Genomic DNA, 22261 nt, shown 5'->3' on the forward strand with positions numbered 1-22261 from the left:
CGGTAAAATGCGGCTCGCCCTGCGATAGCCAAAACAAAGTCTCGGCAGCCCCTGCCAACCACCTTCCTGCTCATCCCCACCGTCAAAAGGATTTCCGAAGATGATCAATCGCCGCAAGATGTTGATGGGGACTGCCGCCGGAATGGGAGCTGCGTTGGGTGGACCGTTGGTTCCGAATCGAGTGCAAGCCGCGGCAGCTCGGCCTGGAACGCCGCGACGCGTGATCTTCTTCTTGCAAAACCAGGGCTTCGATCCCGCGACCTGTATCCCTCAGGGGCTCGATCACGATGCATCGCTTTCGGGGATCACATTGCCCGAACCGGTTCAGGCGTTGGAACCTTACAAAGACAAGATGACGATCATCAACGGGCTGCATGGTCGGCACACCAGTCCATCGCACAGCGCGTTTTTTGGAGCGTTGGGTGGCTACCGCGGTGGGATCGGGATTCCGCCCAGCGGCGCGACGATCGATCATGAGCTGAGTCAGTTGCTGCCCGAGACGATCCTGCCGCATCTGTGTATCGGAATGGATGCGTTGGAAAACATGATCTCGCGTCCGACCTTGGCGACGCTTTCGGCAGCCGGTCCTGGCAAGCCGCTGTTCATGCACTCCAACCCCAACGATCTATACCAGATGATCTTTGGTGGGATCGCGACTGGGGATGTCAAGCAGCGGTTCGAAGCCCGATCGCGGGTCTTCAATCGCGTCGAGCAACTGGCCGGTCAGCATGGCCGCTCGCTTCCGCAGGGTGATCGCGAGCGGTACGGCAGCTACGTCGATGGCTTCCGCGAGATCAACGGGCTCCGCGAGCGATTGGCTGGCGTTTCGGATCATCTGAAAAAGTTTGCTCCCGAATATGGCGACAAGTTCCTCAAACCGGAATTCGAAACCGACTGGCACGATTCGCTGTTGGATGTCGGAATCGCAACACTCAAAGCCGGCCTGACCAATGTCCTAACGATCGGTTCGGGACGGGGCGAGATCTTCGGCGCGTGGAAGGGACTGGGGATCGCACAAGCCGGTCACAACCTTGGCCACATGGATCAACCTGACAATCCGATCTGGATCAAGATCCGCCAATACAACTGCCAGATGCTCGTCAAATTGATGAAAGAACTGGAATCGGTTCCGGAAGGGGACGGAACGATGATGGACAACACGTTGATCGTCTACACCAGCAACAACGCGAACAAGCAGCACACAAGCGGCGACAACTGGCCCTTCATCCTGTTGGGCAATTGTGCGGGGCGGCTGAAGACGGGGCAGTTCATCCAGATGAACGACAAGCGTCCGATCAATGCCCTCTACACCACGCTGCTGCATGCGGTCGGCGACACGCGCGACCGATTCAACATGAACAAGAATACGGCGGGAGTTCACGACACCAAGGTCGGCCCGATCGAAGAGATCATGGCCTAACGCGACTTGACGGCTGAACATTCGCCTCAGCTGTGAACGACGAATCCGATCTCAATCTGCAATCCGCGGCGTGCCACTGACTTTGAAACCGATGCCAATGCTCCGACTCTCCTCATTGCTTGCGTTTTTGCTGATCGTCCCTTCGCTTGGATCGTGGGCGGTGGCCGATCAGCCGCCGATGTCGGGGGCGACGGCGACAGCGTTTCTCCATCAGTACTGTATCGATTGTCACGACGCCAACACGCAGGAAGGTGGCGTCGCTCTGGATGAACTGTCCGACGTCACCATCGACAACGCCGAGCTTTGGAAGACGGTTTGGGAACAGGTTGCGCTAAAAGAGATGCCGCCGGCGGAAGAATTGCAGCCCGATCCGATCCTGCGTTGGAAGCTGTCGACGTGGATCACCGCGGAATTGCAGCGGGCGATGAAGGATCATGGCGGTTTCGAGACGCATCGGCATCCGACCAAGGGGAACCATCTGGATCACGACCTCTTGTTTGGCGAGATCCCCGACTGGATCGAACCGACCTCGACGCCGGCGCGGCTGTGGCGTTTGCATCCTCAGGAACATCTGACCCGTTTGAACGCGTTGATCACGCGCGAGCCCGACTACGATCCGAAGCGGCCCGGACTGCGAACCCGCGGCGATCACATCAATCCGAATCTCGACGGCGAAGTGAAAGTCTATTACGGGCTGGATCGCGTGATCGGTTGGGTGGGCGGCACGGCCGCATACGCCGCCGCGATCACCGGATTCCCGCCGATGCTGACGACTGAAAATCACCATGGCCTGCGAAACTATGCCAACCTCTATTCGGTGAACGGATCCGAAGCGACTCAGATCGCCAACACGGCCGAAGACATTTTGCGGTTCATGGCTTATGGGCCCGATGCCGAACCGTACCAGTTCGCCGACAAGGTCGGCCAAATCGACAAGAAGTACAAACATGGCGATCTGCGTGGGCTGGCGCAGAGCCTTTTTTATGGCAAATCCCCCAAGCGCCCGATCACTCCCGTCCACGACCTGATGGCCAAGGAGAAAGATACGCAGCAGGATCGAATCGCGGCTGTCAATTATCTGTTTGAAGCCCTGACCTGCCGCCCACCGTCCGACGCGGAGACCGCCGAATATCTGGGCCTGTTAAACGACGCGATCGCGGACCTGGGGAAAAAGGAAGGGGCATTGCTCGGTTTGACGCCGATCTTCTTGGATCGCGACGCGCTGTTTCGTCCCGAGCTGGCCGAATATGGAACGCCCGACCAATATGGCCGCGTCCTTTTGCAGGACCAAGAGCTGGCGTTGGCGATCAATGCGGCTTTCAGCTACATCCCGCCCGACGAAGCGTTGCAGCAAGCGGTTGCCGACGGGCGTTTAAAGACACGGCAGGATGCAAAACGCGAGATCGAACGGATTCTGGCCGACGACAGTATTCGGAAGCCGCGCGTGTTGCAGTTCTTTCGCGAGTTCTTCGATTACGACCGGGCAGGCCATGTCTGCAAGGACAACAAAGCGTTGATAAGTGCCGGCGGTGAGTTCAACGCCGAGAAGCACTATCGGGCGATGTTTGCGATGACCGCCAACACCGATCGTTTGATCGAACTGATTCTGCAGGAAGACAAAAACGTTCTGGGCGAGCTGCTGACCACCGACCGCGTCGTCTACAACGCACCGCAGGATGCACCTTACTTTGGCCAGTTCATCAGCTCCGATCCGCCACCGAAGCCAAAAGCCGTCGAGGGGAAGAAGACCGCCCGACAGATGCGGCGGGTGACGATTCAAAATGCGAAGCTGCCCAAAGGGGAAACGATTCACGCCCGCGTTGCCCAGGTCGTCAAACCGCTGAATACGGCCCGAACGCTGACGACTCTGCCGCCCGATCAGCGGCGAGGGATCCTGACGCATCCCAGTTGGTTGGTCGCGCATACCGATGCGATGGACAACCACGCGATTTTGCGTGGCCGTTGGATTCGCGAGCGTCTGCTTGGCGACGCGGTCCCTGACGTTCCGATCACTGTCGATGCGATGTTGCCCGTCGAGCCGAAGTCGACGTTGCGGCATCGGATGCGTGTGACGCGAGCCGACGAATGTTGGCGTTGCCACCGCAAGATGGACCCGCTGGGGCTGCCGTTTGAAATGTACAACCATCTTGGACTGTACCGGACCGAAGAGCAGAAGAAGCCAGTCGACACGAGCGGCGCGATCAGCGACAGCGGCGATCCCGAAATCGATGGGCCGGTCGAAAACGCGTTGGAGATGATCGATCGCTTGGCGACCAGCCAACGCGTGCAACAGGTTTTCGTCCGCCACGCCTTCCGTTTCTGGATGGGCCGCAACGAAACGGTCCACGATGCCCCGGTATTGCAGGACGCCTATCAGGCTTATCAAGAGAGCGGCGGCAGCATGAAAGCTCTGCTCGCATCGCTACTCACCTCCGACGCCTACCTCTATCGCACGGTCGATCGGGCAGGAGAAACGACAACGCGTCAGCAGCAGCGGGGCGGATCTTGAGCCAACGACTGTTCTATTGGTCCCTGACGGCGGCTCTGGCCGGCTTTCTGTTTGGCTTCGATACCGTCGTGATCTCGGGAGCGGAGAAAACGATCCAAGCTCTGTGGGGCCTGGGCGATTTCGAGCACGGGCTCGCGATGAGCATGGCGCTCTGGGGAACGGTCGTCGGGTCGCTGATCGGCAGCTGGCCCACCGACCGATTCGGCCGCACGAAGACATTGATAACGATCGGGCTGCTGTACCTGTTGTCGGCGGTTTGGTCGGGACTGGCGACCGACGTCTATTCGTTCATGATCGCTCGCTTTCTCGGTGGGCTGGGGGTCGGCGTCTCCACCGTCGCAGCGCCACTCTACATTTCGGAAATTGCTCCACCGGAACACCGCGGTCGCTTGGCCGGAATGTTTCAGTTCAACATCGTCTTTGGGATCCTGATCGCGTTCGTCTCCAACATGCTTTTGGGCGGGCTTGGTGCCAATGCCTGGCGGTGGATGTTGGGAGTCGAAGCGATACCGGCGTTGATTTACGGCGCGATGTGCTTCGGGCTTCCCGAGAGCCCGCGATGGTTGATCGGTCGTCGCGAGGACCGCGAGGGTGGGATCGCCGTGCTGCGGTTGATTCATCCCGAATCGACCGAAGCTGAGATCCAGGCGGAAGCGGACGCCATCGCATCGGTCGCTCACGAAACCTCCAGCACTGGTGGGTTTTGGAGCGCGAGGATGTCCAAGCCGATCATGCTGGCGTTTCTAGTCGCCTTCTTTAATCAGATGTCGGGGATCAACGCGATTCTCTATTTCGCACCGCGGATCTTCGAAATGACAGGTTTGGGCGAAAGGGGAGCGCTGCTGCAGTCGATTGGGATCGGTATCACCAATCTGATCTTCACCTTCATCGGCCTCTGGCTGATCGACCGACTGGGACGCCGCACGCTGTTGACGGTCGGATCGTTCGGCTACATCACGTCGCTGGCGCTCTGTTCTTGGGCCTTTTTCACCGAGAACTTTGCGATCGTACCGGCCTGCATTTTTGCTTTCATCGCAGCTCACGCCGTCGGCCAAGGCGCGGTCATCTGGGTGCTTATCTCGGAGATTTTCCCCAACCGCCACCGCGCTCAAGGGCAGTCGTTGGGAAGCTTTACGCACTGGATCTTCGCCGCGCTACTGACGCTGTTCTTTCCGTCGATGGTAACGATGTTTGAACCGGGCTACGTGTTTGGATTCTTCTGCTTCATGATGATGCTGCAACTGGCGTGGGTGCTATTCATGGTCCCCGAAACCAAAGGGCGTCCGCTGGAGCAGATCGAACACGATTTGGGGATGCGGAAGTAAGTCGAGCCTTGCTCTTTGCATCGATCGGCAGCATCGGCCTCGCTCAGTGACGCGCGGCCTGCGGAATGCAACGGCCGCGGTTTCCCGGACCGTTGCTTCAACACAGCCTACCGTTACAGTCCGGCCAACGGAAAACGTGGACAGTTTCCAACCGATTCAAATTCGGTCGGCGCGATGAACAGGCTGCCCGCCTGCGGCGCGTCGGCTTGCCGATCCTCGGGCATATGCTCGACCGCCGTCGTGATCACCAGATGCACCTTGCCATCGTGCTCGATCAGGTTGGGGCAGGTATTCTGCGGCGAACCGGGAGTTTCCCAGACCGTCACTAATTCGCCCGACTTCATGTCGTATTGCCGCGTCTCGCCGTGCGGTGCGGGGTTCGGGTTGTAGATCGAAACGATCACCGATCCACCGTCGGGCGTCACGATCGCGCCGTCGGGAACTCCCGGGTCGGCGGTCAGATCGACGACGACTTCCGCATCACCCAACGTACCCGCTGCGATGTCGATCGGATAGCGAACGATCTTCCGCGTCGGCGAGTCGATGTCGATCAAGAAGGTTTTGCCGTCGACCTCCACGATCGCTTTGCCATTGCTGCAGACCTGGTCGTTGCGCAATTGGATCAGACTGCCATCGCTGCCTCGCCACAGATAAAGCCCCGCTTTGGGCGTCTTGAATTCCAGATCCTTGGTCCCGAAGATCAGATTGTTTTCCCAGACCAAACCGTCGTTGATCACGGTCCCTTCGACCGTCCCATCGATGTTCTCGTAGAAGGGAGACCACGTCATGTCCGACGGATGAAAGATCCCCAACGTCCGTTCGCAACCGGCGACAAACGAATGTCCGTCGTCGCAGGGGAATGCAAATCCAGGACGACCAGGCAAAACGTGCGATCGATTGTTGCCGGATTCAAAATCGAAAACGTTCAACGATCCTTGCGTCGCATCGGGACCATGCTGAATCGCAACCCAGCTCATCTTGGAAGGGCCGTTGGGATAGGGCCCTTCGGGAAGGAAACGCAATGCCGCATCGGACGGTCGGTAAAACGGAGTCGCAGTGATTCTTTGAGTCATGGCAGTTGGTGACGTTGGATGCTGGAGTGATGATTGTGACGAATTCGCAATCCGAGCCCGCGGCAGCGCGTCGCAGCGATGCGGTATTCCGCTGGCCTCACGAATGTTACCAGCCCTCGCGACGCGGGGCCATTGTGGGGAGGTATCGAACCAGCGAGTGCCGCCGATTGCAGAGAGATCAATCGGTAGACGTGTCGCAAAAGGCGCGGCCTTTCGACCGTGGGAGCACCGCAGAATCGGAGCGGTCACGAATCGGAGCGGTCACGAATCGGAGCGGTTACGAATCGGAGCCCCCCACGAGACGTGGAGTTTCTCACTCGCTTGCGCTTCGTGCTAGTATGAGATGCTCAGGGCATTCACTCGCTTGCGCTTCGTGCTGGTATGGGACGAAGGCGCAAGTGAGATGGGAATTGCGGCGGCGTTGACGTTTTCGGCGGTTTGGCCGATCAGTGCTTGAAGTGTCGGCGGCCGGTGAAGACCATCGGGATTCCGTGGTCGTTGCAGGCATCGATCACGTCTTGATCCTTGCGTGAACCGCCCGGTTGGACGATCGCGATCACACCCGCTTCGGCTGCCATCGGAATCGAATCGGGGAATGGGAAAAACGCGTCCGATGCCAACACGCTTCCGGTCGATCGCTCGCCAGCTTTTTCGATCGCGATCTCGACGCTGTCGACACGGCTCATCTGCCCCGCTCCCACGCCGACCAGCGACGTGTCGCTCGCCAGCACGATCGCGTTGCTCTTGACGTGCTTGACCATTTCCCAAGCAAAGTAGATGTCGTCCCAGACCTCGTCTTCAACGGTTTCGGCTGTGACGGTCTTCCATTGCAATGGAACCGCCGCTTGGCGATCGGCATCTTGAACCAAGATCCCACCGCTGATGAAGCGTTGTGCCAATGGCGGCATCGGATCTTCCAAACGACCAACTTTCATCAGTCGCACGTTGTCGCGCCATTTTGGTTTGGTTGTCAGCAGACCGACAGCGCTGGCTTCGAAATCGGGAGCGACGATCGCTTCGATGAACAGCCCCGGTTGGCAGAGCAATTCGGCAGTCGCCAGATCGACGGTGCGGTTCAACCCCAAGACCGATCCGAAAGCGCTTAACGGATCGCCCGCCATCGCCTTCTCGACAGCACTCGCCAGACTCTGTCCGGTCGCAGCGCCGCAGGGGTTGTTGTGTTTCATGACCGAGGCGGCAGGCTGAGCGAAACCGCGAACGATTCCCAACGCCGAATCGAGATCCAACAGGTTGTTGTAGGAAAGCTCTTTGCCGCTCAACTGCATCGCGTTGACAAGGTTCGCCGACGTCGAAATCTCATTGGCGTACAACGCAGCGCGTTGGTGCGGGTTCTCGCCGTATCGCAGCACCGCCTTGCGACGGAACGTTTGCGTGATAACAGGGGGGAAGTCGCCGCGAACCGACTCGCCACGCAGATAGTCGGCGATCGTGCGGTCGTATCGACTGCAGTGGTCGAACGCTTCCCACGCCAACGTGCGACGCAGCGTGCTGCGGGTACCGCCGTGCGTTTGAATTTCGTCGACGATCGCGGAGTAATGTTCGGCGCAGGTCGCGATCGCAACGTGCGAGCTGTTTTTGGCAGCGGCGCGGACCAAGCTGGGGCCACCGATGTCGATCTGTTCGATCGCTTCAGCGGTCGTCACGCCGGGGCGCGAGATCGTCGCTTCGAAGGGATACAGATTGACGACCACCAGATCGAATTGCTCGATATCGTGTTCGGCGATCGCATCCATGTGCTCGGGCTTATCGCGGCGTGCCAGGATTCCGCCGAAGACTTTTGGATGCAACGTTTTGACACGTCCATCGAGCATTTCGGGGAAGTCGGTGTAGTTGGCGATATCCTCGACCGAGATCCCCGCATCCTCCAAGTGCTTGCGAGTGCCTCCGGTGCTGAACAGCGTAACACCCGCGGTTTGCAGCGCGAGTGCAAAATCGACCAGCCCAAGCTTGTTGCTGACACTGATCAAAGCATTTCGGACGGGGACAACGTCGGTCACAAATCAAATTCCTGCACAGGGGGAGCGAGCTAGCGCATCGGCATCAAGCCAACCGACGCGGGATAGCTGTTTGTGTAAGGATTTGCGACACTCAGGTCAACCCGGTGCGATCAATTGCGAGCCCCGACCGGCTGCATCGGTTCGGCAAATTCGACAGGCATCACGACGTCGGCGGCCCATCGCAAACGAGGGTTTCGGCAGCGGCTGAGGTTGAAATTCCGCGGCTCTTCGCGGCAAAGACAGAGTGCCAGAAAATGTTCCGACGATGTGAAACGGATCGGGCTGATCACGCGCCGGGTGTGGCGACCGTGACAATCCATATAATCCATTTCAACCACCAAATCGTCCGATTGCTGCATCGCTCGTCGTAATAGTTCTCGCATCGCTTGGTACTCCTTCTTGCTTGCTCGATCCCTTGTGGATCCTTGTCGATCTCACTACCCCAATCATCGCCTGTGACTCGGACACGTCCGGTCAAAGGCGATGGCAAACCAATCGGTTTCCTTATCGGCTGGGGCGATCAGCGTGTCTCATATCCTACCGGCTGCGTCCAGGCCTGTTTCTTCTGGTCCTTAAACGACGGGCGATCGGCCCCTTCGCTGGACGTCACGGTCGCTCGTACGTACAAATCGCCGGGCTGCATCGTGTAGGTCGCCACGTTCCCTTCCTGCTTGGCGAATTCCACCCCGATTTTCTCTTTGGCTGGCATCAGCGTCTTGTCAGCATCGGGAGCAATTCGCGTTCCGATGAACTGAGTCGTGTAGGTTTCGCCCGCTTCAGGATCGATCTTCACGGTCAACGTACGCGATTCGGGATCAAATGTCACGTCCTGCAGACTGACGCCGCTGGACGCATAAAAGTCGCCGCGTCGCAACGCTTGGATCAGGTGTTCGGGAGTCAGATATTCCGATCGGACCATCACCCAGCCGCGGCCGGTGAGGCTTCGCGACAGCATGCCATCGTGGTAATCGTGGCTATCGTCGGTCGCCAGGCCCAACAGCGGCGTCGCCTCCAAAACGGTTAACCGCATCGCGTTGGCGATGTCCCACATGTGTTCGATCGATGGACGCGTGGCATCGCCCAAGTGGTTCACCCCCGGGCGCCCGTTGTAGACTTCGAAGAACTGCTCCGAGGTGACTTGAGCCATCTCTTCCGCGGTGATCGCCCAGCCAAAGTTAGGGTGATTCAGGTGCATCAGAACTTCGCGACCCAAGCGTTTCGACTGCTCCTCGACCGCTCGCAAATTGTTCGACATCGCTTCGACGGGAGTCGCTCCGCCCATCGGCTTGATCAATTCGCCGACGTTGGAAACATTCATGTGGATTGGTTTTCCGGCGGCGCGGTCGCTTACCTCTTCTCCTGGAATCAGGATGAATTGCCCTCGGTCTTCGACCAAATACCGAAATTCATCGAACGGTTTCAGCCGCACTTCCAAGTCGTCCCCCTCCCCGCGAGTTTCCACCCACGATCCGCCAAACCGCGCCTTGTACTTGGCAAGCGCCGATTGCCCGCCGCGCTTAGCGATTGCGGTCTGCTTCATCCAACGCTGCCCGAGCCCCAATACGTTGTGGTCGGAGATGACGAGAAAGTTGTAGTCTTGGGTGCGATACCACTCGGCGATCATCTCGGGAAAATCATCCCCATCGCTCCACAGCGAATGCGTGTGCATGTTCCCTTTCCACCAACGCAGCGTCGGCTGGGCCGGCACGGGATCCTCGGCAACGCCCACGAGAGCGAAACAACTGATCAGCAGGCAAGTCGCGAGCAGGGGGCGGAGTGTCAGACAGTGGGAGTAGGGCATGGCGAGGGGCAGGTCCGTTGGTAAGAGGTGAAAGGGAAGGGGCGCGGGGGTGGAGCGAGGAGAGCAACGATTGCCAGGAAGCCGCAATCAAGCGTTCCCAAACAATCGACGCGATCCAATCAACCAGTCCTAACGCTGAACGATCGGGGGTCGCATTATACTGGGGAACCGCCCCGCCGGGTTCAGCCGCGGCGGGTTCTAACATACAATTCACAATCGCAACCAAACGTGGCATGCGAGGTTCCAACCGACGTGGACCATCCCGAGCGAGGATCTCAGCGGGGTTGCTTGCCGAGACGTTGTTAATTTGCAAAATTGGTATCGCAACGGGCGATGCGGCCGGCCGCATCGGCGGTCGCCGATGCAAGCCACGCCGATGGGACTTTTCGCCGATCGCCGATTCGGCTCTTGCCACGCAAACGAGCGTCCGAAATCGGCCGACGCGTTTACTCTACAGATCTTATTGGACCGCCAGAAGGAAGCCGCGTGACCAATCTAACACCAGCGGATGACGAAACCGCTGATTCTGTCTCCGCTTTGGACGACGCCAACGACGAACTCACCGACGACGAGACTCTGTCGCCCGAACCGACCAGCGACGACTCGCCGATCAAAGGGAAACGGATCGCGTTTGCCGGCAAGCTGGGAGGCTTATCGCGACGCGATGCGATGCGGTTGATCCGCGAACACTCGGGAATCGCATGCGACCAACCGTCGATGGCGGTCGACATCGTCGTGATCGGTGCCGAAGAATCGCCGTTGGCCGAAGGGGATCTACTGTCCGACGAACTTTGCGAAGCGGCCGCCCGCGGCGAAATCGAAGTCCTTTCGGAAACCGAGTTCTGGCAGCGGCTGGGATTGGTCGAAGCCGAACAAGCTGTCAAACGACTCTACACGCCGGCGATGCTGGCCGATCTGTTGGGCGTCTCGGTCCGCGTGATTCGTCGCTGGCATCGCCGCGGCCTGATCGTGCCGGCCCGAACTGTCCACAAGCTGCCCTACTTTGAGTTCCAAGAGATCGCGACCGCTCGCCGATTGGCCGAACTGCTTGCTGCCGGAGCCAGCGTTGCGGCGATCGAACGGAAACTGGAATCGCTCTCCCAGGTCCTGCCGAGCGTCGACCGGCCGCTGGCACAGCTGTCGGTAATCATCGAAGGGAAACAGCTGCTGCTTCGCCAAGGCGAGGGGCTGATCGAACCGGGCGGGCAACTGCGAATCGATTTCGACGCCTTGCCGTTGGAAGACGATCCCGAACCGGAGACGAACCCGTCGGTATTGGCGTTTGGAAACTCGGATCCCGAACCTGTCGAGGAAGAGGGCGAGATCGATCCGTTGCAACAGAAGGCCTTCGACAGCGAAGACGACGGAGAATTCGAAGCCGCGATCGACTGCTACCACGCCATCTTGGCTCGCGATGGAGCCAGGGCGGACATCAGTTTCCAGCTGGCCGAATTGTTCTACCGAATGGGCGAATCGTGGGCGGCTCGCGAACGGTATTTGATCGCGATCGAATTGGACCCCGACTTTGTCGAAGCCCGGGCGAGCCTAGGCGGCCTGTTGGCCGAGATGGGGCGCAAAGAATTGGCCGTGGCGGCGTTCCGCGGAGCGTTGCGAGTTCACGACGATTACCCCGACGTGCACTACAACCTGGCGAGAACGCTGGACGAATTGGACCGCGAGATCGAAGCCGACCATCACTGGCGGCGGTTCTTGCAACTGGCCCCCGAGAGCCCTTGGGCGGCAGCGGCCCGAGAGCGTTTAAATCTCGATCCGGAACCCGTTTAGCGAGCGTAGACGGGGACGAAGCTGACTCGGTATTGCGGATAGACGATGCTGCTTCGCATCATCGGCATGTCCGATGCGGTGGGTCGCAGCGGCGAATAACCGCGCCACGCGTTGTATTCCATCCGCGCTCGTCGCTGACGCGATTTTTCCATTGCGATTTGTTGTCGCAGCTGGGCGACGGTCAACGCTTGCGGTTGCGAGTTGTAGGATGTCGATTCTTCCAACACGATCCGCCCTGGTGCGGGAAGTTCGTTGTCTTGCGCGGTTGCGTGGGACGAAGCCAACGCGACGACGGCGAGCATCGCAATTGAGGTAATGCGTTTCATTCTGGCACAGCCTTTGGATCGTGGTGGGTTTGGTTTGCGTTAGAACCGCCAATATCCTGTTGTTCGACCTCCAGGTTGTTTGCTCCACACACTACCACCCTGCTAATTGGTTTTCGGTTAGAGAACCGTTCGCGTCGTTGCGATCAAGTAAAGGCTAACGTCCAAGAAACTCGGCAACGGCAGGCCGATCTCGTAACGATCGGCTCGCTTGCATCCGAATCGGTAAACCGGAAGGCTTCCCGATTCGTGCAAAGTGGCCTTTTGCTCCCCTAGACCCGCCATCCATGCCTTTAACTTTGGCGAGGATTGCGTTAAGTTTGGGCGTTCGCGATTGGTAACAAACCTACAAACCATGTCCCTTTTGGAGAAAACGATGAAACGCTACTTAACTGGCATCGCCCTGGCTGCTTGGATGATTTCGATGGTTGGATGCGCTCCTGCCGATCAAGGCGCTGACGTTAGCACCGACGCACCTGCAGCAACCGAAGCTGCCGATGGTGGCAACACCACGACCGCAGCTGAAACTCCTGTTGCAGCTGAAGAAGCTCCAGCAGCTGAGTAATCGCGAATCCGGGATTCCGGATCGCATAAAGAATATTGCAACAGCGTCGCGTGAATTTACTGTTTCACGCGACGCTGTTTTTTTATGCGCCATCGGCTCGCGTACAGCGGACTATTTCGCTCGCTCGCGAATCGGCATTCCATTTTCTCCCGACGTCGACTGCGCTCCGGTCAGCAGTTCCTTGGGGAACGATCGCAGATGCAGATCGCGCTGCGGGAAGGAGATCTCGATCCCGGCTGCGTTAAACTCGTTATGGATGTTCGTGTGCAGTTCGTGAACTGTCGACAAACGATTGTCCAACGACGCCAGATAACAACGTATCACCAGGTCCAACGTGCTGTCGCCAAACCCTTCAAAGGTGATCACGGGGCTTGGATCTTTGGAGATGTTCGGATGATCGTCGCAGATCCGCCGCAGCACCTCGCAAGCGTGTTCGGTATTGGTGCCATAGGCGACGCCAACGTTTACGACCAAGCGATTTGTCGTGTCGGAGAGGGTCCAGTTGACCAACCGGCCGGTGATCAGATCTTTGTTGGGAATGATCAACTCCTGGCGATCCCAGTTGATCACAGTCGTGGCTCGCATCCGGATCTTAGAGACCGCTCCGGTCGTGCCGTCGATCGTGACCACGTCGCCGACTCGCAGCGGTTGTTCAAACAGCAGGATGATCCCGCTGATAAAGTTCGCAAAAATCTCCTGCAAACCAAACCCGAGACCGACACCCAACGCGGCGACCAACCACTGGATGCTCTCCCAGCGGACGCCGACCGATCTCGCCGCCAACATAATTCCAGCGGCTAACATCACATAACTGCTGAGCGTCTTGATCGCGTACCGCGCCGCGTTGTCCAACGGCAACCGCTGCAACAGCGTCGTCTCCAACAGACCGGGCAAGTTGCGGACGGCGATAAACGTCAGCGCGATCAACGGGGCGACGATCACGATATCCCCAATCGTTAACGGATCGCCACCGGGATTCGACGCCGGGATGATCGTAAACCGATCCAAGTAGTCGACCGCCGGCAGCACGCTGGTCCAGATCCATGCGAATCCGAATAGCCCGGCAACGGTCAGCGTCGTCGAGATCAAACGCATCGTTTGCGCACTCGCCTCGCGAATGTTGACCTCCGGAATTTCAGTCAGCTCGATCGGCGAACGGTCCGCGGTTTCGGAAGCCGCCATCCGATCGCGAACCTGTTGAATCGCCATCGCGCGGCGGTTCAGGATCGCCCATCGCCGCATCACACCACCAACCAAGATCAACGCGACAGCTAACATCAACGTCTTGTAAAGCTGATGGGCTAACTGGTTTGCGCTGTACGTGTATCCGGCCAACGACATCAGCCCCAACAGCAGCGGAGTGCAGGAGAACGCCGTGTGCCAGACGACTCGCAACCGATCGATCCAACCGTCGCGGTGCTCCAGCAACCACAGCGACAGCGCGCCGGTCTTCGGATGCATGATGCCCCGCACGAACCAAGCGGTTTGCAGCATCAAAACAAAAAAGACCAACCGTCCTAGCGACGTTTCCCAGCGGACGTTTCCGCAGTGTGTCAGCAATGCCCATACGAAGACAAACGGCAGCGCCAGATCCATGTACCATCGCAGGTGCATCCGCGACGTGGTGGCCGATCGATCGGACCATCCAAAGTGTGCTCGGGCCAGCCCGCCGGGGCGAACAACTTGGCGGATCAATTCCAACGGCGCGACGAACATTGCCGCGAACAATAACCCGTAACCCGTCGCTTCGACGTACGAAGGGAATTTGTCGGCATAAGCCAACTGCCAGCCCGGGATCGCTAATGCCAACGGCAACAACAACGCCAAGACAAGCGTCGTTAAGATTGCCGACCACGTCGGCTTCATATCGACCGACGTCCCGCGATTCGCATCGGCCCCAAGATCCTGCAACCGCCGCCGCAACCGCGGCCCGGCGAACAGCAGCATCAGCAGGCACGCGCCCCAAGTCACGGTCAAAAAGATGTTCTCCTGAGCCTCCTCCCACAACGCATTGACGACGCTGCGAAGATTGGCAGGATAGACGAGCCCTTGGAACGCTCGCCAAGCCAGCGGGAAATCGTCCCAGCCCAAACGCTCAGCACTGCGGAACCACAACACACGACCAGCGATCATCGTTTCGAAACGGTGAATCGACTTCATGTAGTCCTGCTGCTCGACGCTCTTGTTCAGCAGCGTGTTGCGGTAGTTGTTTGCATCTTGTTCGATCTGTTCGAGCAAGCGTTCGAGGACCTTGTAGTCCGACGCCGTCCGTTCATTCCCTTCCATATGACTGGACGTTTGCCGCGAGATCGATTCGCGGACCAATCCGATCTCGGTCAACAGCGACCGCATGTCATCGAGCTCGTCGTTGGTTTGGACCATCTGTCGCCGCAGGTTGGTCTGATTCGGCAATGACGCGCGCTTCTGCTGCAGCATCAACCCCATCGCACTGCTCAACCCGCTGTCGTTCTCCAACTCCTTCTCGACCTGCGCGTTGATCGATTCGTATTCCAGCTTCAGTTTGTCCGACTCTCGGGACAGTTCCGCCAATTCGGCTTCGACATCGGCTTGGCCTTGCACCACCGACTGCCACGACGAAGCGATATCGCGGGTTTCGATCGTCAATTCGCCATCGGCCAACGGCGTCTTTGCGATCTGTTCCTCGAACTCGAGGATCCGCCGTCGGACCTTGAGCACGCGATCCTCGGCGAAACGTTTCGCGATCTCGGTAGCGCGGGCCTGCAACCGCTGCTCTTCCAGCTTGGCCAATTTGATTCGCGCTTCCATCAACGGCCGTTCCAGCTCGAACGTCGTCTTCTCCTGTTGGTAGACGGCCAACTGCTGTTGCAGCAATCCGATGCTGGCCATCTGCAACCACTGCTGAGCCTGCGTTGAAAACGGCAACGCCTGCTCGGTCGCTTTGGGCGCAGGCGCTTGCAGGCGAGCGTTCAACAATTCGCGGGTGTCCGAAAGCAATTGCGGCAGCGCGGTCAGGCGTTCGCTGCGAGTGCTTCGCGCCGCTTCGAGTTCCTGCCGCTGTTGCCGCGCATCGGCCACCGCCTGATCCGCCGCCAACTTCGCCGCCTGCAATTCGTCGGGAGACCCGAAGAACTCCGGGTCGGGAGCCCCCGCCGCCTCGGCTTGATCCAAAGCTTGTTCCGCCGCCGCCGTCGCTTCGGGAGCGTTTTTGGCAGCCTGCTTCAGCGCCTCCAGCCGCGTCGCCGCCGCTTCGGTCTCGGTCATCTTCTGCAGCGTCTCATCGATCGTCGCTAGCAGTGCGGTCCGCGCCTCGTCATCCAAGTCCTTGCTTTGGTCGATCTCATCGCGACGCCGCTTGATCGCCTCCACCTTGGGCAAGTGCGGCGTTTCGCCGCTGGCCGACGCAGCGATCGGTGCCGCGCTTGCGGCCGGTGCCGCCGCCGGCGGTTGCGCATCTTGAGCGGTGCCGTAGGTCGCGACTGCAACGACCAGCATCAGGCTCGCAAAAATGAATCGATGAGAGAGCCAAACGGTTCGGGACCTGCTGCACGATCCGATTCCATCGGCAGCTTCGTTCGATCCCATTGGCTGGAACGTCTGCTTGTTACGCAGCCCCGTTTCGACGTGCGGTTTTTCCGAGACGAACCGCCTCACCGCGACCCGCCGTGGCGGCTTCCGCACTAAACCGAGAGTTTTTTCAGACGCGTCGACGATTCGATTCCTTACATATTCCATCATAGGCCCGATGATCCGATAAGCTCGCGATCGGCGAAAGGGCACTTCGGTAATTCGCTGCCGCCTCTTCGCTGCTGCAGGTGGCGACGAAGCTGGAACGACTGCACCGTTTCGGCGGACCGCACGCCCGACACTGGACATTTTTGGAAACTATTTACCCTTAGGGGGTGAATCCGAGGCCGCGATCCGATATTCTTCCACGCTTGCTACCGGGCAGATCCAGTGCCTGCCTCCCCCTTCCTGCCTCGGTTTGGGAACCGCCTCAAGATGTATTTGCTCGCCCTTACAGCGGCCGCGGTCAATCCGCAGCCTGCCCCCAACGAATTGCCGCAGGCTCTCGTGATCGCGCTCAGCGGGATGTTGATCGTCGGATCGGCGCTGCTGCTGATCTGTCTGTTCATCTCCACGATGCCGCGAATCCTGGCGATCACCGAAAAATTCTGGCCCGAGGTGGAAGAATCTCACGGCGGGGCAGCGCATCCTGAGAGTCACGTTCCGGACGACGACGCGGTGTTGGCCGCGATCGGGTTCGTCTTGCATCAAGAGTTTCAGCGACAGCTTCAATCCGACGGTCCGGTTTAAAAGACAACAATGGATATTCTGCTTGAATTTATAAACACGACCGGATTTGCGGCGATGTCCCCCGGCAACGCGATCATGATCCTTGTCGGGATCGTGTTCATCGGCCTGGCGATTGTCAAAGACTATGAACCGCTGCTGTTGGTCCCGATTGGGATGGGAGCGATCGTCGGCAACATTCCGGTGATCGAAGGGATGGCGATGGGAGTCTACGACCATCACCGTTGGATCCTCGACAATGGCGTCGTGGAGTATCAGCCCGGCAGCGTCCTCAGCTACCTGTACCTTGGCGTCAGTCTAGGCATCTACCCGCCGCTGATTTTCCTAGGCATCGGCGCGATGACCGACTTCTCCACGATGCTCTCCAATCCCAAGCTGACGCTGCTGGGGGCGGCCGCGCAGATCGGCGTCTTCGCCACGTTCCTGGGGGCCGTCTGGCTCGGCTTCACGCTGCCCGAAGCGGGGGCGATCGGCATCATCGGCGGCGCCGACGGTCCGACAGCGATCTTCCTGGCCGCGAAACTCGCCCCCGATCTGCTGGGCGCGATCGCGATCGCCGCCTATTCCTACATGGCCTTGGTCCCCGTGATCCAACCGCCCGTGATGAAACTGTTGACCACGCGCGAAGAGCGTTTGATCCGCATGAAGCCGCCGCGGAAGGTCTCCAAGCGCGAGCGGATGATCTTCCCGATCGCGGCCTTCCTGATCTGTGCCTTGATCGCACCGGGAGCTATCACGTTGTTGGGGATGCTGTTCTTCGGCAACTTGTTGAAAGAGAGCCTCGTCACCGAACGCTTGGCCAACACCGCGCGAACCGCCTTCATCGATATCGTGACGATCCTGCTCGGCTTTTCGGTTGGTGCCAGCACGCAAGCCGACACCTTCCTGAAACCGCAATCGCTGCTGATCTTCGGTCTCGGTGCGTTGTCGTTTGTGATCGCCACGGCCAGCGGCGTGATGTTCGCCAAACTTATGAATCGGTTCCTGACCGATAAGATCAACCCATTGGTCGGTGCGGCGGGTGTCTCCGCGGTCCCCGATTCGGCGCGCGTCGTGCAGATGGTTGGCCAACAAGCCGACCCGCACAATTTCCTACTGATGCACGCGATGGCCCCCAATGTCGCCGGAGTGATCGGTTCGGCGATCGCCGCCGGTGTGCTCTGGTCGGTGTTAACGTGATCCGGTAGCGCGACAGCAACGACAAGCTTTGTCCAAACGAATTAAAAACTAACGAAGACGAAATCAGCAAAGGCGATTCAGTGGCGAAGAAACGAATCCAGTTCATGTGTACGGCGTTCCGCGATGGGTTTCAGTCGGTCTATGGCGCTCGCGTCTTAACCCCCGACTTCCTGCCCGCCGTCGAAGCGGCTCGCGACGCGGGGATCAGCTGGCTGGAAGCTGGCGGCGGGGCCCGCTTCCAATCGTTGTACTTCTACTGCAACGAAGACGCCTTCGACATGATGGATGCGTTTCGAAGCGCCGCCGGTCCCGATGCCAACCTGCAAACCCTGGCTCGCGGCGTGAACGTCGTCGGCCTCGATTCGCAGTCCAGCGACATCATCGACCTGCATGCCAAGCTTTTCAAAAAACATGGCATGACAACGATCCGCAACTTCGACGCGTTAAACGATGTCGAGAACCTGATCTACAGCGGCCGCTGCATCACCGACGCGGGACTGAAGCATCAAGTCTGCGTGACGCTGATGGAATTGCCCCCGGGATGCACCGGTGCCCACGACGCCGCCTTCTACAGCGACACGCTGCGAAAAATCTTGGATGCCGACATTCCCTTCGACGCCGTCTGTTTTAAAGACGCATCGGGAACCGCGGTCCCATCGAAGGTCTACGAGACGATCGCCGCGGCTCGCAAGATGTTGCCCGCCGACACGTTCATCCATTTCCACACGCATGAAACCGCCGGCGTCAGCGTGCTGGCCAACAAAGCGGCGATCGACGCGGGAGCCGATGCGATCGACCTGTCGATGGCGCCCTGTTCGGGCGGCACGTGTCAGCCCGATATCTTGGTGATGTGGCACGCTCTGCGTGGCACCGAATACGATCTTGATATCGATGTCGAAAAGGTCCGCGCGGCCGAAGAGGTCTTCAAGGACTGCATGAAAGATTATTTCCTGCCTCCCGAAGCGACAGCTGTCGAACCGTTGATCCCATGGAGCCCGATGCCGGGCGGCGCGCTGACAGCCAACACCCAGATGTTGCGTGACAACAACATCATGGAGAAATATCCGCAGATTATCGCGGCGATGAGCGATGTCGTCCGCAAGGGTGGCTACGGCACCTCGGTCACTCCCGTCTCGCAATTCTATTTCCAGCAGGCCTTCAACAACGTGATGTTTGGCCCCTGGAAGAAGATCGCCGAACCGTACGGCAAAATGGTCCTCGGCTACTTCGGCAAAACGCCCGTTCCGCCCGATGCCGATGTTGTCAAATTGGCCGAAGACCAGTTGAGTCTTCCCGTCACAACGCGTCCGGTGCTGGAACTAAACGACGCCGATCCATCCAAGGGAATCGCAGCGGCGACCGCCGTATTACAAGAAGCCGACCTGCCGGTGACCGACGAAAATATCTTCATCGCGTCGACGTGTAAAGAAAAGGGCGTCCGGTTCCTGCAAGGCAAAGCGGAACTCGGAATCCGCAAGATCGACAAGGCAGCCGAAGCGGCCGCTGCCGCCGCGGCTCCGGCAGCGACGACCAATGGCCCCGCCGAATACAACGTCTCGGTCAACGGCAACGACATCTTCATGGCCTTTGAAGGGAACATGGTGACCGTCGGCGGCAAGGTCTACCGCGTCGCAATCAAACCCGAATCGGGCGGTTCCACGACAACCAGCTCCGCATCCAACGGATCCACAAGCTCGACCGACATCACCAGCCAGATGCCCGGCAGCGTCTTCAAACAACTTGTCCAACCGGGACAGCGGGTTCGCGAAGGGGAATCGATCTTGATTCTCGAAGCGATGAAGATGGAGATGGAAGTCGCGTCGCCAATCGACGGCACCGTCGCCACGGTCAACGTCCAGGTCGGTGATCAAGTTGCGACAGGACAGGTGCTGGCAACGATCACGGCATAACCTTCGGACAATCGCCCGAGTTGAATTGCTTTGCTGGAATCCAACGCTGGAGTCGAGGCTTCAGCCGACGAGCCCTCTCCGCGCGCTGAAAATTCGGCTAAAGCCTCTTACTCCAGCGCGGCAATGCGCGGGATTCATCGCTTCCGCCGACGAGATCCTCGATCTTCGTGAACCTCCATCACTGCGGGGGTGTCCCAGACAGACACCTAAACCCCCGATCGACGCGGCGCGGTAAACGTCGCACAATCGAAAGGAAGAATCGCCCGCGCCGCCCACCGTTTTGGATCATAACGCATGGAAGGAAGTCACGACGTATCGGAAGCGATTCGGCAAACACGCTACGAACGCTTGGTGTTGTTTATTCTGGCGTCGGTTCAATTCATCACGATCGTCGATTTTATGATCGTCATGCCGCTGGGGCCTCAGTTGATGCGGACCCTGCAAATCAATCCGACGCAATTTGGTCTGATTGTTTCCTCCTACACCTTCGCCGCTGGAGTTGGGGGCATCATCGCTTCGTCGTTGGCAGATCGGTTTGCGCGGCGGACAACTTTCCTTGCCCTGTTTGCCGGCTTTCTGCTGGGAACCCTCGGTTGCGGACTGGCCCCTACGTATCATCTGCTGCTGGTCGCCCGAGTGGTGACGGGAGCGTTTGGCGGTGTTTTGGGAGGGATTGCGATGGCGATCATTGGTGACGTCTTTCCCGAAGAGCGCCGCGGCGGCGCTACCGGGACGCTGATGACAGGCTTTGCTTTGGCTTCGGTCGCGGGCGTTCCCTTTGGATTGGTCCTTGGGACAAACTTCGGCTGGCACATCCCGTTTGTGGTGCTGGCATTGGGCGGAGTTCCAATTCTCTTGTTGGCGCGTCTGGCCTTGCCGCCGTTGGACGCTCACATTCACGATGTGCAAACCAACCCACTGAAGTCGCTGGTCGAAACGTTTTCTCATCGCAATCACTTGAACGCATTCGCATTGATCGTTTCGTTGATGATCGGCAGCTTCACCGTCTTTCCGTATCTGAGCGCCTACTTGGTCAGCAACGTCGGCATGACGGAAAACCAACTGCCGTTGATCTATATCTTTGGTGGCGCGTTGACGTTGTTCGCGGCGCCGATGGTTGGACGGTTCTCCGATCGCTATGGCAAGCGACGCGTTTACCGCATCGTTGCCCCCGCGTCGGCGGTGATGTTGTTTGTCGTCACCCATCTTCCCGCCACGCACGTTGCGATCGCCGTGGTGATTTTTGGTGCGTTGATGGTCTGCAATGTGGGCCGGATGATTCCCGCGATGGCGATCGTAACCAGCAGCGTGCGCCGGGAACGCCGCGGCGCATTCCTGAGTGCGAATTCGTCGGTGCAGCATGTCGCCAGCGGCATCGGGGCCTATCTGGGCGGAATGATCGTGGTCGAATCGAGCGATGGGAAGTTGGAAAATTTTGGGACGGTCGGTTGGATCGCCGCCGCGGCAACTCTGGCTACGTTATGGCTGGTCGGACGGATTGAAGTCGCCAGTGATATCGATCCGAACGCGGCGCCATCGGCTGCATCGCTGGCGATCGCTGCCGCCGCCGAAGCTTCTGTCGACGCGGGGGAAGCGTTGGTAGGGCTCAGCGGCGAACATCCCACGCTGAAAAAGGACGCCTCGATCGTGTCGCCGATCGAATGAATCGGATCTACGCTTCGCCACTCCGCCTTGCCTTCCTATTCTCCACGCTATCGAATGTGGCGTGGGCATCCTTCCAACGTGGAGAACATCCGCCGCCCGAAGTGCTGGCATCACTTTTAAACGCAATACCGTTCAACAAAGCGTAGTGGACGAGGTTACGAGTCCTATTGCATGCATCAGACTAAATCGATGGGACTCGTAACCTCGTCCACTACATCCCGCCGCTAATTCTATTCACGGTCCGAGGCTCCTTCGTTGAACGGTATTGCGGTTAAACGAAGACTATTTGCTGGCAGCTTAGGAACTTGACGTTGCGATCAACATCGCGGGTGGATCGAGACGTTTAAGTGAGGCGACGTGCGCGGGGGATGTCGTTGTCAAGATGCGCAGCTTTC

15 protein-coding genes are annotated in these 22261 nt (G+C 58.9%); 9 read left to right on the forward strand and 6 right to left on the reverse strand.

Going from position 1 to position 22261, the window contains the following annotated elements; all coding sequences use genetic code 11:
* The first annotated feature begins 100 nt into the window (after positions 1–100).
* The 3 genes from EC9_RS15075 to EC9_RS15085 all read left to right on the forward strand — a co-directional run bounded on the left by EC9_RS15075 (position 101) and on the right by EC9_RS15085 (position 5254).
* Positions 101–1420 carry a DUF1552 domain-containing protein gene (locus EC9_RS15075; RefSeq protein ID WP_145346560.1) on the forward strand — a complete coding sequence of 440 codons (1320 nt, stop codon included), beginning with the start codon at positions 101–103 and terminating at the stop codon, positions 1418–1420.
* A gap of 91 nt (positions 1421–1511) precedes the next feature.
* Complete coding sequence (locus EC9_RS15080) at positions 1512–3929, forward strand: DUF1588 domain-containing protein (protein WP_246105691.1); 2418 nt, start codon at positions 1512–1514, stop codon at positions 3927–3929.
* Positions 3926–5254 (forward strand): sugar porter family MFS transporter, encoded by a 1329-nt coding sequence (locus EC9_RS15085; RefSeq protein ID WP_145346562.1) that lies wholly within the window; start codon positions 3926–3928, stop codon positions 5252–5254. Before EC9_RS15080 ends, EC9_RS15085 begins: the two co-directional genes overlap by 4 nt.
* Positions 5255–5367: 113 nt before the next feature.
* Here EC9_RS15085 and EC9_RS15090 read toward each other — a convergent pair whose 3' ends face one another.
* The 4 genes from EC9_RS15090 to EC9_RS15105 form a co-directional block, all read right to left on the reverse strand.
* Entirely contained in the window at positions 5368–6327 is a 960-nt protein-coding gene (locus EC9_RS15090; RefSeq protein WP_145346565.1) for an SMP-30/gluconolactonase/LRE family protein, read from the reverse strand.
* A gap of 446 nt (positions 6328–6773) precedes the next feature.
* On the reverse strand, positions 6774–8345 hold the full coding sequence (gene purH, locus EC9_RS15095; RefSeq protein ID WP_145346567.1) for a bifunctional phosphoribosylaminoimidazolecarboxamide formyltransferase/IMP cyclohydrolase: 1572 nt from the start codon (positions 8343–8345) through the stop codon (positions 6774–6776).
* A gap of 110 nt (positions 8346–8455) precedes the next feature.
* Complete coding sequence (locus tag EC9_RS15100; RefSeq protein WP_231745705.1) at positions 8456–8728, reverse strand: hypothetical protein; 273 nt, start codon at positions 8726–8728, stop codon at positions 8456–8458.
* Positions 8729–8865: 137 nt separating this feature from the next.
* Positions 8866–10146 carry a CehA/McbA family metallohydrolase domain-containing protein gene (locus tag EC9_RS15105; protein ID WP_145346569.1) on the reverse strand — a complete coding sequence of 427 codons (1281 nt, stop codon included), beginning with the start codon at positions 10144–10146 and terminating at the stop codon, positions 8866–8868.
* Between the two features lie 486 nt (positions 10147–10632).
* On the opposite strand from EC9_RS15105, the gene EC9_RS15110 reads away from it, so the two are divergent.
* Positions 10633–11931, forward strand: a complete 1299-nt coding sequence (locus EC9_RS15110; RefSeq protein WP_246105692.1) for a MerR family transcriptional regulator — start codon at positions 10633–10635, stop codon at positions 11929–11931.
* On the opposite strand, the gene EC9_RS15115 is transcribed toward EC9_RS15110, so the two are convergent.
* A complete protein-coding gene (locus EC9_RS15115; protein ID WP_145346573.1) occupies positions 11928–12257 on the reverse strand; it encodes an invasion associated locus B family protein in 330 nt (109 codons plus the stop codon). The genes EC9_RS15110 and EC9_RS15115 overlap by 4 nt on opposite strands.
* Positions 12258–12630: 373 nt before the next feature.
* Between EC9_RS15115 and EC9_RS15120 the strand changes: the two genes are divergently transcribed.
* On the forward strand, positions 12631–12819 hold the full coding sequence (locus EC9_RS15120; protein ID WP_145346575.1) for a hypothetical protein: 189 nt from the start codon (positions 12631–12633) through the stop codon (positions 12817–12819).
* 111 nt (positions 12820–12930) lie between these two features.
* Here the strand turns inward: EC9_RS15120 and EC9_RS15125 are convergent, their stop codons facing one another.
* Entirely contained in the window at positions 12931–16383 is a 3453-nt protein-coding gene (locus EC9_RS15125; RefSeq protein WP_218934159.1) for a mechanosensitive ion channel domain-containing protein, read from the reverse strand.
* 417 nt (positions 16384–16800) lie between these two features.
* Here EC9_RS15125 and EC9_RS15130 point away from each other — a divergent pair, with 417 nt between their 5' ends.
* The 4 genes from EC9_RS15130 to EC9_RS15145 all read left to right on the forward strand — a co-directional run bounded on the left by EC9_RS15130 (position 16801) and on the right by EC9_RS15145 (position 21866).
* Positions 16801–17115, forward strand: coding sequence for an OadG family protein (locus EC9_RS15130; RefSeq protein WP_145346579.1), 315 nt, complete (start codon positions 16801–16803; stop codon positions 17113–17115).
* A 9-nt stretch (positions 17116–17124) separates the two neighbouring features.
* Positions 17125–18291: a sodium ion-translocating decarboxylase subunit beta gene (locus EC9_RS15135; RefSeq protein ID WP_145346581.1), complete on the forward strand. Its 1167-nt coding sequence runs from the start codon at positions 17125–17127 to the stop codon at positions 18289–18291.
* Between the two features lie 80 nt (positions 18292–18371).
* The gene (locus EC9_RS15140) at positions 18372–20201 is read left to right on the forward strand and encodes a biotin/lipoyl-containing protein (protein WP_218934160.1); all 1830 of its coding nucleotides are present in this window, start codon (positions 18372–18374) and stop codon (positions 20199–20201) included.
* 294 nt (positions 20202–20495) lie between these two features.
* A complete protein-coding gene (locus tag EC9_RS15145) occupies positions 20496–21866 on the forward strand; it encodes an MFS transporter (RefSeq protein WP_145346583.1) in 1371 nt (456 codons plus the stop codon).
* Positions 21867–22261: the final 395 nt, after the last annotated feature.

The organism is Rosistilla ulvae (assembly GCF_007741475.1).
Classification (GTDB): Bacteria; Planctomycetota; Planctomycetia; order Pirellulales; family Pirellulaceae; genus Rosistilla; species Rosistilla ulvae.

Bases quoted from the DNA above. Each gene is read 5' to 3' on its own strand.
- EC9_RS15075 (WP_145346560.1), top strand. From the start codon at position 101: ATGATCAATCGCCGCAAGATGTTGATGGGGACTGCCGCCGGAATGGGA.
- EC9_RS15080 (WP_246105691.1), top strand. From the start codon at position 1,512: ATGCCAATGCTCCGACTCTCCTCATTGCTTGCGTTTTTGCTGATCGTC.
- EC9_RS15090 (WP_145346565.1), bottom strand. From the start codon at position 6,327: ATGACTCAAAGAATCACTGCGACTCCGTTTTACCGACCGTCCGATGCG.
- EC9_RS15100 (WP_231745705.1), bottom strand. From the start codon at position 8,728: ATGCGAGAACTATTACGACGAGCGATGCAGCAATCGGACGATTTGGTG.
- EC9_RS15105 (WP_145346569.1), bottom strand. From the start codon at position 10,146: ATGCCCTACTCCCACTGTCTGACACTCCGCCCCCTGCTCGCGACTTGC.
- EC9_RS15115 (WP_145346573.1), bottom strand. From the start codon at position 12,257: ATGAAACGCATTACCTCAATTGCGATGCTCGCCGTCGTCGCGTTGGCT.
- EC9_RS15120 (WP_145346575.1), top strand. From the start codon at position 12,631: ATGAAACGCTACTTAACTGGCATCGCCCTGGCTGCTTGGATGATTTCG.
- EC9_RS15125 (WP_218934159.1), bottom strand. From the start codon at position 16,383: ATGGGATCGAACGAAGCTGCCGATGGAATCGGATCGTGCAGCAGGTCC.
- EC9_RS15130 (WP_145346579.1), top strand. From the start codon at position 16,801: ATGTATTTGCTCGCCCTTACAGCGGCCGCGGTCAATCCGCAGCCTGCC.
- EC9_RS15135 (WP_145346581.1), top strand. From the start codon at position 17,125: ATGGATATTCTGCTTGAATTTATAAACACGACCGGATTTGCGGCGATG.
- EC9_RS15145 (WP_145346583.1), top strand. From the start codon at position 20,496: ATGGAAGGAAGTCACGACGTATCGGAAGCGATTCGGCAAACACGCTAC.